This is a genomic window from Chitinophaga silvisoli (assembly GCF_003412465.1).
GTDB classification, from domain to species: domain Bacteria; phylum Bacteroidota; class Bacteroidia; order Chitinophagales; family Chitinophagaceae; genus Chitinophaga; species Chitinophaga silvisoli.
This window is the reverse complement of record NZ_QTJV01000006.1, coordinates 302,021-314,115: the sequence shown is the minus strand read 5'-3', so window position 1 is coordinate 314,115 and position 12,095 is coordinate 302,021. Positions and strand designations below refer to the sequence as shown.

The window sequence follows — 12,095 nt, the reverse complement described above, 5'->3', positions numbered from 1 at the left end:
AATATTACTACAATGATACCAGTTTGTAATGCTTTGTAAATGAATAGTTTCAGTTTTGCAGGCTGTTCGCTTTCAGGAACTTGTGTCCGCTTATGAACACTCTTGCTGGCATGGTTTCTGGGCTATAAATTATATCATTATTCACCCAAAAAACAGAGAGTTATGGAAGTAAGAGACAGATCAATAGGTAGTAATGGTCTTGAACAGGGAGGACCAAATTTAGGAAATGACTATAGTCGGGATATTACGAGAGAAGTAACATCCGATGATCCTGAAAGGATCATTATTCCTAAGAAAGATCAGGACAAAGATAAAAAAGAACAAGACAAAGGCGATAAAAACCAACAGCAGCGATAAGATGATGGCTGCTTAAGCGGGTAAGGCAGATAAGGAGCATACGCTTTTTATCTGCCTTTTTCTATTTAGAATAATGACTGTTGTCTTGGCTGAAATACGGGCTTGGGGATGCTGATCCCGGATCTCTCTTTCAGTTTATCAATGAAGTATACACTTGCCTCAATGTAACTCATATCATCCTGCATATGCATGAAAAAATATAATTCCTGCAGGCCGTTCTTTATCCACTTGTCTATGCGCAGCACCCATTCATCCATTCGCTTATAATCTGTCGGGTGCAGGCTATTCCCCACAAAGCGGACCATAGACCCCGCTGTGGACAGCTGCATATGTACACAGTCTCTCCGGCCGGCGGTGTCGGTAATCACTGCGCCTATTTTCAATTGCCTGAAGGTATCGAAGAGTTCTTTGGCAGTAGCGGGGTTCGTAAACCAGTCCGGGTGGCGGAGCTCTACATACCATGACAGGTCTGTCGGCAGACTTTGCAGGTATTTATACAGATTCTCCTTCCTCTTAGGACTAAAGTTCTCACCCAGTTGCAGAAAGATAGGCCCCAGGTTTTCTTCAAGTGCGAGGATGCCTTCGAGAAATGCGGTGGTCTGGTCCTGGGCATTCACCAGACTGCTGTAGTGACTAATTGATTGCGGCACCTTGGGACAGAATTTAAAATCCTTCCTGTTCACACGGGCCTTCCATTTCCCGATAGTGCCCGGGTCATAGATCTTATAATGAGTGGCATTGAACTCAATACAATTGAAATGATGAGGGTATTCCTCAAGGTAATTGGCTTCTTTGGTTCCTTTTGGATACAGGGTGCCCACCCATTCTTTCATTCCCCAACGGGGGCAGCCAATATAAACAGAAAGATTTGCTGCAGGCTGACCGGGTAATACCAGTTTATTATCAGCAGGATCAGGCAGACTAAAGTCTATGTTATTTAACAATGAATCATTGACGCGACCAAATTGCATAAAACTAGTTGGAAATTAATAACCTTCGAAGATAAGATTTTTAACTATAATCGCTTTTTCAGCATTCCGTGGTTACATCGCCACACATCGTGGTGCCGGAAGATGCCTTATGATAAAAAATTATTATGAACTGAAAGGCTTGCTACAAGCCGGATGGGCGTGGTTTTGGAGGCAGCAGGCTGTACCAGTGGCGGCTATACAAATAATATAAAGAAAGTTTGGATATTCCTTTGCAATATCCTTTTTCCAAGCTAATTTGATTATATACAAGAGCTTTATTTATTAACTGACAAGCATGGAAATTTTACACGTTAGCGCGGAATGTTATCCGGTAGCGAAAGTAGGAGGATTAGCCGATGTAGTGGGTGCACTGCCTAAGTATCAGCATGATCTGGGTTGTGTAGCCAAGGTAGTGATGCCCGCCTATAAGTCCCGCTTTTTCGAAAAGAATGAATTTGAACTCGTGCATCAGGGAGGTACCTGGGTAGGGTTCAACTGGTACCACGTCAACGTGTTCCGGGAAAAGAACAATGTACTGGGCTTTGACCTGTACCTGTTGGACATTCCGGGCCTGCTGGACCAGGAGGGCGTGTACGGGCACTGGAATGATATGGAACGTTTCCTGGCATTCCAGATCGCTGTACTGGACTGGCTGAATGAATGGCAGCACCATCCGGATGTGGTACATTGCCACGATCATCATACGGGGTTTATTCCTTTTATGATGACGCATGCTTACAAGTACGAAAGGCTGCGCAACATCGCCACGGTGCTTACCATTCACAATGCACAGTACCAGGGGCAGTTTGGCTGGGATCAGCTATATCGCTTACCGGGCTTTGACCTCTGGAAGGCAGGGCTGGTAGGATGGGACAATGCGGTGAATCCCCTTGCATCAGCGATCAAGTGTGCCTGGAGAGTGACCACCGTATCCCCCGGATATCTCGAAGAAATGTACAATGGTGCGAACGGACTGGAAAGTCTGCTGAGAAGCGAGCGCCGTAAGTGCAAGGGAATCCTGAACGGAATTGACAACAAGGTATGGGATCCTGCAACGGACCCGATGTTACCTTACCATTATGATGAAACTTCCTTTGTAAGAGGTAAAAAAGAAATAAAGCGCCAGTTGTGCGAGGAGTTTGGCTTTAACCCTGAATTACCATTGTTCTCCTTCATTGGCCGTTTGGTTGGTGAGAAAGGAGCTGACCTGTTACCAGATATTATTGGCCGTTCATTGTACGAGCAGCAGAACCAGCTCAACTTCCTGGTATTAGGAAGCGGGGAGTCTCATACAGAATGGCGTTTGCACCAGACAAAGGCCGGTACCGGACCTAACTTCAATGTGCAATATGGGTATAATGAGGGCTTGTCTCACCGCATATATGCCGGGAGTGACTTCCTGTTGATGCCCAGCAGAGTAGAACCTTGTGGCCTGAACCAGTTGTATGCATTGCGCTATGGTACGGTACCCATTGTACGTAGCGTAGGTGGATTGAAAGATACAGTGAAAGACTTTGGAGAACCCGGTGGTTTCGGAATCCGCTTTATCCAGGCCGAAGCCTGGGATGCCTGTCAGGCCGTTGCACGCGCTGTGGAGCTGTACAATGATCCACAGGCATTGCAGGAAATCCAGGAATATATCATGCAGATCGATCACTCCTGGGACAGTGCTGCCGCAGAATATGTAAAATTATACGAATCAATTATAATCAGACCTTAATTGGCACGGAACTTTCCACGTAAGTTTGTAAACGGGACTTTCCATTATAGTAATCATTATTTCAACGAAACAAAAGAATAGAACATATGTCTAACGCAGTTATCTCCCTTATCTTAGGAGGCGGTTCCGGTACCCGTCTTTATCCGCTCACCCGCAAGCGCTCGAAACCCGCTGTGCCGGTAGCAGGTAAATACAGATTGGTAGATATTCCCATCTCCAATTGTTTGAATGCGGATATGAACCGCATCTTTGTGCTCACCCAGTTTAACTCCGCTTCACTGAATAAGCATATTAAGAATACGTATCATTTCAGTCACTTCAGTAAAGCGTTTGTAGATATCCTGGCAGCTGAGCAAACTCCAGATAACCCCACATGGTACCAGGGTACAGCAGATGCGGTGCGTCAGTGTCTCCATCATATCGAGAACTACGAGTATGACTACGTGCTGATCCTGTCCGGCGACCAGCTGTACCAGATGGATTTCAGGGAGATGCTGCAACATCATATTGAATCACAGGCAGAGGTAACCATCGGTACCATCCCGGTAACTGCGAAAGATGCTTCTGATTTTGGGATTCTGAAAACGGATGATCATGGCCTCATTACCTCATTTACCGAAAAACCCAAGCAGGATGTACTGGCACCATGGGCATCACCGGTAAGCGATGAAATGCATGCCGCAGGAAGGGAATACCTGGCAAGTATGGGGATCTATATCTTTAGCAGAAACACGCTGGTAAATTTGCTGAAAGGGCAGGCCGCTGCAACTGACTTTGGTAAAGAGATTATCCCATATGCGATCAATGCGGACCTGAAAGTAATGAGCTATCAATATACCGGGTACTGGACGGATATTGGAAATATCAGCTCATTCTGGGAGGCCAACCTGTCACTGACAGATGATATTCCTCAATTCAACCTGTTCGATGAGCACCAGACCATTTATTCACGTGCACGTATGCTGCCGCCGGCGAAAATGAGTGGAACCTTTAAGAAAACCATCATTGCAGATGGTACCATTATCAATGATAGCACCCTTGAGCGTTGCGTAGTAGGGATTCGTGCCCGCATCGGTAAGGGATCGGTGATTACAAACAGCTATATCATGGGGAGTGATTTCTACCAGACACTGGAAGACCTGGCCAGGGCCAAGTCGAAAGGACATCCACCCATGGGTATTGGAGATAATTGCGTAATCAATAATGCGATTATAGATAAGAATGTGAGTATTGGAAACAATGTGAAGATAAATGTGGGCGAAACACTGCCAGATGGGGAGCATGAGCAGTATACTGTGAAAGATGGTATAGTGGTGATCAAGAATGGGATGGTGCTGCCAGACGGATTTGTTATTTAATAAGCATATAAATAATCCTGATTATAAAAAAGAGATTTTACCCTGGGTAAAATCTCTTTTTTTATTCCTCCCGGTTACTTTTAGTAATGGTCTCCTGTATTTTTAATCCGCGCCCTTACAAGCGGTCAAAAAAACTGTTAAAATCGAATTTAAAAATGACAAGTGGTATAAAATCCTTTATCTTTGAAAAACCTTGCCAGTACAGCCTTTCAGGCCTGCGGAATGTAAAAAAATAAATCCTGATAAAAGCGTTAAATACTGTTAAAATTCCGCCCAATTCACCGGGTATTTAAGCCCGTTCATCCCCGTTTTTCAATTAATCACCGACACTTTTTGCCGCTTGGCCGACATATCATAAACCTCCTTCCCCCGAAATCTACATTTGTTTTTTAGGTTCTCAACAAAAAATCAATTTTGATGGTCTTGCTGGATCAAAGGGCAATACATATAACGGGGCTATGTTGTATGCTGTTATTATCAGTCGCCTGCCATAACAACAAAAAGAATGAAGATGCCAAATCTCAGGGAAACCAACCTACCATTGTAGATGTTATCATTGCTGATACCCGCAGTGTCGCTAACAGCATCGAAGCAAACGGTACGATCGTTCCCAATGAGTTCGCCGAACTTCATCCGGAAATCAGTGGCAGGATCACCTACCTCAATGTGCCCGAGGGTACCGTCGTTGAAAAAGGCACCCTCATTGCCCGCATCAACGATGCCGACCTGCAGGCACAACTGAAAAAGTCCGAAGTCCTCCTGGACCTCTACGAAAAAACTGAAGAACGCGACCGCAAGCTGCTGGCCATTAACGGCATCAACCAGGCAGATTATGACCTGGCACTGAACAACGTGAATAGTACTAAAGCTGATATGGCCTATACACAGGCACAGATAGACAAGGCCGCCATCCGTGCCCCATTTACAGGCACTATCGGGCTTCGCCAGGTCAGCATAGGGGCATATGCTACGCCAGCTACCCTGATCGCGACTATCCAGTCGCCCGACAAGATGCGGGTAGACTTCCTCCTTCCTGAAAACTACGCCCATAACATTAAGAAAGGCGCTGTGGTAGACGTAGTGAGCGATGCCAACGACGGCACCCGCAAACAGGCTACTATAATCGCTATGGAACCACAGGTGAGCCAGACAAGCCGCAATGTCAGAGTCCGCGCCCTGCTCTCTGATGGCAAAGGCCGCCCGGGTGCATTTGTGAAAGTCTACTTCAATGCCGGCGCTGATGCAAAAGCCATTATGGTGCCTACCAACGCCCTCATTCCAAACGATAAGAATAACCAGGTAGTCCTCGTCAAAGATGGCAAGGCCCACCTCTCTACCGTGCAAACGGGTGTGCGGGAAGCCAATAACGTAGAGATCACCAGCGGCATCAGCGTAGGTGATACAGTGGTGGTGACCGGCGTGCTCTTTGCCCGCCCGGATGCCCCTGTGAAGGTCAGACAAGTGAAGACACTGGAAAAACTCGTGGCTGCACAGCAATAATCACCCAACGGAATTCAACAAATGAATATTTCAGAACTATCATTGAAGCGGCCTGTCCTTGCGACAGTGATGAACCTCCTGATTATACTGTTTGGGGTGATTGGCTACTATTTCCTGGCAGTGAGAGATTATCCTGCCATCGATCCTCCTATTATTACAGTGACCACTGCTTATACCGGTGCTAACCCGGATATCATGGAAAGCCAGATCTCCGAGCCCCTTGAAAAGCAGATCAACGGTATTCCCGGTATACGCACCATTTCTTCCAATAGCTCCCTTGGCAGCAGTGTCATTACGGTAGAGTTCAATCTCGGTATTGACCTGGAAGCCGCTGCCAGCGATGTGCGTGACAAAGTGAGCCAGGCTACCAGGAGTCTGCCCCTGGATATCGATGCACCACCGGTAGTCACCAAAGCGGATGCGAACAGTGATCCCATCCTGATCCTCGCGGTTCAAAGCCGTACCAAGTCATTGATGGAACTGAGTGATTATGTAGACAACGTATTGCAGCAGCAATTGCAGACCATCGACCAGGTAAGCTCTGTAAACGTCTTTGGGGATAAGAGTTATGCCATGCGCATCTGGCTCAATGAAGCTAAAATGGATGCTTACAATATAGCATACAATGATATCAGCACGGCATTGAACAATGAGAACGTACAATTACCGGCAGGTAAAGTGTATGGTAATAATACAGAGCTCACTATCAACGCCCTTGGGCGCTTGACGACGGAAAAGGATTTCCGTGATCTGATCCTGCGCGAAGACAGTACCGGTATCGTGCGCCTGAGCGATGTAGCCCGTGTAGAACTCGGCCCGCAAATAGAAGAGCAGGGCTGGAAATACAATGGTGTGAACGCAGTAGGGGTGGCGATCATCCCCCAGCCGGGTGCTAATAATATAGCAATCGCCGATGAGTTCAAAAAGCGCATGCAGGCGATCAAAGAATCGAACAAAGATGATATTGAATTCAACGTACTGATTGATAATACCCGCAACATCAGGCAGTCCCTGGCCGAAGTGAAAGAAACACTGATCATTGCATTTGCACTGGTGGTGCTCGTGATCTTCTTCTTCTTCAGAAACTGGCTGATTGCAATCCGCCCATTGATAGATATTCCTATCTCGCTCATCGCTACCTTCTTCGTCGTATACCTGGCCGGCTTTACGATCAATATCTTAACGCTGCTGGGTATCGTACTGGCTACAGGGCTTGTGGTGGATGATGGTATTGTGGTCACGGAAAACATCTTCCGGAAATTAGAGCAGGGCATGAATATCCGCACGGCCGCGCTGGAAGGGAGTAAGGAAATTTTCTTTGCAGTAATTTCTACCTCACTCACACTGGCAGTAGTGTTTATGCCGGTAATCTTCCTACAGGGATTTGTGGGTAGGTTATTCCGCGAGTTCGGCGTGGTGCTGGCTACGGCGGTATTGATCTCAGCATTTGTATCACTCACTATTACGCCTGTATTAAATGTATACCTGAATAAGAAAGATGCAGGGCATGGTAAGTTCTATGAAAAAACAGAGCCTTTCTTCAAGGGTATGGAGAATGGTTACAAGCGCCTGCTGGAGGCGTTTATGAAAGTAAGGTGGACAGCCTGGCTGATTATTATCCTGTGCTTTGGTATGATGCTCCTGATCCTGCATAGCATACAAAGTGAGATCGCACCACTGGAAGACAGGAGCAGTATCCGTATGACGGTGAGTTTGCCCGAAGGTACAAGCTATAGCTATACTCAGGCGGTGAGTGATAAGATCGCTAACTACCTCTATGACTCAGTGCCTGAAAGAGACTTTGTATTCGCGAGAACCCCTGCTGGCTCTGTGATCAATAGCTCTCAGCCGCGTATTGGTTTGGTGCCTCCGGAAGAAAGAGAACGTAGTCAGGCGGAGATAGCGAATGACCTGAACAAGAAACTGAAGCGCTTCAATGACGCGCGCATCTTCACCATCCAGGAACAGACGATTGCCGTGGGTTCTGGTTCAAAGACCAGTTTGCCGATACAGTTTATCCTGCAGAACCAGGATTTAAATAAGCTAAAAAATACAATTCCTTTATTCCTGGAAGAGGCGAGGAAAGATCCTACCTTCTCTAACGTTGACGTAGATCTGAAATTTACAAAGCCTACCCTGGAAGTGACCTTCGACCGGATGAAGATCAAGGACCTGGGCTTGTCTACCAATGATGTAATTTCAGCTATGCAGGCTGCATTCAGCGGTGGCCGCCTGGCATACTTTATCATGAATGGCTACCAGTATTATGTGATAGCACAGCTGGAAAGAACTGAAAGGAATGAGCCTGCTGATATCAGTCATATCTATGTACGGAATACTAGTGGAGATAAGATTCCTTTGGATGCGGTGGTGAAAGTGGTGACGAGTACGAGTCCGGCTACCTTGTATCACTTTAACCGTTTTAAGAGTGCAACGATTTCAGCTTCACTGGCACCGGGCCATACCATTGGTGATGGTATCACGGCAATGCAGGCGATAGGAGACCGGTTGCTGGATCCGAGCTTCCATACGGCGTTGTCAGGCTCCAGTCGTGACTATGCGGAAAGTTCTTCCAATATCGTGTTTGCGTTTTTGCTGGCGCTGATCTTAATCTATTTAGTACTGGCGGCCCAGTTCGAAAGTTTCATCGATCCTATTACGATTATGCTTACGGTGCCCCTGGCATTGGCAGGTGCCTTGTTGAGTCTCTGGGTGTTCGGACAAACACTGAATATCTTCTCCGAGATCGGTATGATCATGTTGATTGGATTGGTCACGAAGAATGGGATCCTGATCGTAGAGTTCACGAACCAGAAGCGTGAGATGGGGATGAGTAAGCACGAGGCGGTAGTAGAAGCGGCCTCACAGCGTTTGCGCCCGATCCTTATGACATCGCTGGCGACGGCACTGGGTGCATTGCCACTGGCCATGAGCCTGGGGGCGGCGAGTACGAGCCGTGTACCGCTGGGCATTGTGGTTGTAGGTGGTATTATGTTTTCACTGATCCTGACACTGTTCGTGATTCCGGCTGTATACACCTTTGTGAGTGGTAAGCATAAGGCGCATATACCTGATGTGGCAGAATAAAACTATTAGCATGAAAAGATTCATTATATATCTGTCTATTTTCTTTTTTCCGGGTCTGCTGCATGCGCAGCAGCTGACACTGAAGGATGCGGTGAATATTGCGCTGAATAAAAACCTGGGCATTAAGATCGCGGAGAATAACGTGAAGATTGCGGAAACTAATAATAACTATGGGATTGCAGGCGGTATGCCGGTGGTGAGTGCATCCGGCTCTGATGTGGAGCAGCTCACAAGCCTGGAGCAGAAGTATGCCAATCCTGCGAATAACAAATCCAGCAACAATGCGCGCTCTAACCAGCTCTCTGCCAGTTTTGGGGCATCGGTGCCGATCTATAACGGGAGTAAGGTGGCGAATGCTGCGAAGAGACTGGATCTGACAGCGTCTATAAGCAATGACTACCTTAAATCACGCATTGCCTTCATCACTTATAATGTGATGACGAAGTACTATGACATCATTCGCCAGGAGAGCTATGCGGCTACGCTGGAGCGGTCTATAGAGGTGTCCCGCCAGAAACTGGATATTGTGAAAGCGCAGCAGAGTGTGGGGGTGGCAAACAATGCTGACCTCTTCCAGGCGCAGGTGGATCTGAATACCCAGCTGCAGAATCTGCAGGCGCAGCAACTGGTCATAGACCAGGCGAAGACGGATTTGCTGACAGTGCTGACTTTAAAACAGGATTCAGTGATTACTATAAAGGATACCATTATCGTTGCCACGGACCTACAACTGGCACCTATTCTGCAATCCATGGAGCAGCACCCGGACCTCATCGCCGCAGGCAAGCAGGTACAGGTGGATCAATACCTGGAAAAGGAGACGGCAGCCTATCGCTATCCTTCCCTGACGGGGAATGCGGGATATAATTATAATTATACCAGGAACAGTGACGGGTTTTCCCTGTTGAATCAAAACTATGGGCCTTACCTGGGAGTGGGGGTGAATATTCCCATTTTCAATGGTTCGGTATATAAAAGGAGGCAGGAGATTGCGGGGATCAATACTTCTAATGACCGTTTGATCAGGGATACGCTTGGAATCAACTATACTGGGAATATAGTGAAGAGCTGGCAGGCGTATAATAATAACCTGATGCAGTTGCAGACGGCGAAGGACAACTATGAGCTGTCAGGGAAACTGCTTGATCTTGTCTTGCAGCGTTTCCAGCTGAAACAGGCCACGATTATAGATGTGAAAACGGCGCAACAGAGTTTTGAAAATGCGGGGTATTTATTGATCAATGTGAGTTTTGCAGCGAAATCGGCGGAGATCAGGTTGAAGTACTATGGGAATCAACTTGGTCAGCCTTAATGTTATACATTAAAAATAAATGGCTTTTACCGGGGGGGAAAGCCATTTATTTAGGTAATATTAAATTTACCATTCATGAAATTTCCCCCACCATCTCCACCTTTTCCCCTAAATTCGTGCATTCAAAAGATCATTTGAGTGTAGTATGGAGCAACCTGTAAGCAATATACGTTATAGTCAGACGGGGTATTTCAATCAACTGGTAATAGACTTCCTCGCGGATCATCCGCATCTGCGTCCTTTTTACAAATATTCATCCTTATCCCCTGATTTCGAAGCCGCTATCAAGGCCAAAAAATCCCACCCGCAACACCGTGGGGTATTAGTTGCTGCCTTACAAGAGCAATACCAGGGCCTTCAGATCACCGATCACGTCAAAAACAATATCCATAGTTTAGGCGAGGCGAACACCTTTACTGTGACCACCGCCCACCAGCCTAATATTTTCACCGGTTACCTTTATTTTGTATACAAGATCCTGCAAGCCATCAAGCTTGCCGGCCAGTTACAGGATAAGTACCCGCAATATAAATTTGTTCCTGTCTACTATATGGGCAGTGAAGACGCTGACCTCGAAGAACTGGGCCACGTATACATCGGCGGCAAAAATATCAACTGGGCTACTTCCCAGCAGGGTGCCGTTGGCCGGATGCAGCCTGAAGGTTTCGCCGAACTCTTCACCACCATCGAATCCGCCCTGGGTTATGGCCCTCATGCTGCCGAACTCATGGCCATGATGAAGAAGGCATACCTCGAGCACGAAAACATCCAGGAAGCCACCTTATACCTTGTAAATGAGCTCTTTGGCCGTTACGGACTGGTGGTACTGGTGCCGGATAGTCCGGCGCTGAAGCGTCTCTACATCCCCGTGATGAGAGATGAATTGCTGCACCAGCATTCCCACAAAATTGTTAATGAGACGCTTACAAAGCTGTCCCAACACTATAAAGTACAGGCGAATCCCCGCGAAATCAACCTGTTTTACCTGACCCCGACTGCCCGTGAGCGCATTGTCCAGATAGGAGATACCTGGAAAGTGCTGCACATGCCGGTGGAGTTTACCCGCGAAACGCTGGAGAAGGAACTGCAGGAGCATCCGGAGCGATTCAGTCCGAATGTAATATTAAGAGGCCTTTTCCAGGAGACCATCCTGCCTAATATCGCTTTCATTGGCGGGGGAGGGGAGATCGCTTACTGGCTGGAGCTACAGGACCTGTTTACACATTACCAGGTACCATTCCCTGTGCTCTTGCTGCGCAATTCATTCCTGATGGCTGATTTGCCATCGCTGGCCAGGTTGGAGAAACTGGGCCTGGATATGGCGGACCTGTTCAGGGATGTGGAGTCACTGGTCAATGAGTATGTACAGAAACACACCAATGCCGCGCTGGTATTGAAAGATGAATATACCGCTGTAGAGAAATTATTTGATGAGCTGTCGCTGAAAGCGGAAGATATTGATATTACTTTGGTGAAGTCAGTGGAATCAGAGCGCGCCAAGGCGATTAAGTCTATTGGTAAGCTGGAGCACAAGTTCCTGCGGGCAGAGAAAAGAAAGTTTGCATGGCAAACGGACCAGATCCGGGTGCTGAAGCAAAGGTTATTCCCCGGAAATAGTCTACAGGAGCGTAAAGAGAACTTTATGCCCTGGTATATTCAGCAGGGGCCTGCTTTCTTTGACTTGATATTGGAGCATTTGGAACCGGTGACGGATCAATTCGGGATCATTTATACGGATTAAAAAATTATAAGGGGCCGCAGGCCTCTAATAGAAAACGCTTTTCCCTCAG

The 12,095-nt window shown here is 47.1% G+C and carries 8 protein-coding genes; 7 read left to right on the top strand and 1 reads right to left on the bottom strand.

Features of this window, described 5'->3' with window-relative positions:
- Window positions 1-162: 162 nt before the first annotated feature.
- Window positions 163-357, top strand: coding sequence for a hypothetical protein (locus DXN04_RS16840; RefSeq protein WP_116854552.1), 195 nt, complete (start codon window positions 163-165; stop codon window positions 355-357).
- 65 nt (window positions 358-422) lie between these two features.
- On the opposite strand, the gene DXN04_RS16835 is transcribed toward DXN04_RS16840, so the two are convergent.
- The gene (locus DXN04_RS16835) at window positions 423-1,328 is read right to left on the bottom strand and encodes a DUF72 domain-containing protein (protein WP_116854551.1); all 906 of its coding nucleotides are present in this window, start codon (window positions 1,326-1,328) and stop codon (window positions 423-425) included.
- 295 nt (window positions 1,329-1,623) lie between these two features.
- Here DXN04_RS16835 and DXN04_RS16830 point away from each other — a divergent pair, with 295 nt between their 5' ends.
- The 6 genes from DXN04_RS16830 to bshC all read left to right on the top strand — a co-directional run bounded on the left by DXN04_RS16830 (window position 1,624) and on the right by bshC (window position 12,046).
- Window positions 1,624-3,048: a glycogen synthase gene (locus DXN04_RS16830; protein ID WP_116854550.1), complete on the top strand. Its 1,425-nt coding sequence runs from the start codon at window positions 1,624-1,626 to the stop codon at window positions 3,046-3,048.
- Between the two features lie 86 nt (window positions 3,049-3,134).
- A complete protein-coding gene (locus tag DXN04_RS16825; protein WP_116854549.1) occupies window positions 3,135-4,406 on the top strand; it encodes a glucose-1-phosphate adenylyltransferase in 1,272 nt (423 codons plus the stop codon).
- Window positions 4,407-4,871: 465 nt separating this feature from the next.
- Window positions 4,872-5,906 carry an efflux RND transporter periplasmic adaptor subunit gene (locus DXN04_RS16820; protein WP_116854548.1) on the top strand — a complete coding sequence of 345 codons (1,035 nt, stop codon included), beginning with the start codon at window positions 4,872-4,874 and terminating at the stop codon, window positions 5,904-5,906.
- A gap of 21 nt (window positions 5,907-5,927) precedes the next feature.
- Window positions 5,928-8,993, top strand: a complete 3,066-nt coding sequence (locus tag DXN04_RS16815) for an efflux RND transporter permease subunit (protein WP_116854547.1) — start codon at window positions 5,928-5,930, stop codon at window positions 8,991-8,993.
- A 10-nt stretch (window positions 8,994-9,003) separates the two neighbouring features.
- Entirely contained in the window at window positions 9,004-10,305 is a 1,302-nt protein-coding gene (locus tag DXN04_RS16810; RefSeq protein ID WP_158569057.1) for a TolC family protein, read from the top strand.
- 145 nt (window positions 10,306-10,450) lie between these two features.
- Window positions 10,451-12,046, top strand: a complete 1,596-nt coding sequence (gene bshC / locus DXN04_RS16805; RefSeq protein WP_116854545.1) for a bacillithiol biosynthesis cysteine-adding enzyme BshC — start codon at window positions 10,451-10,453, stop codon at window positions 12,044-12,046.
- The last annotated feature ends 49 nt before the right edge of the window (window positions 12,047-12,095 follow it).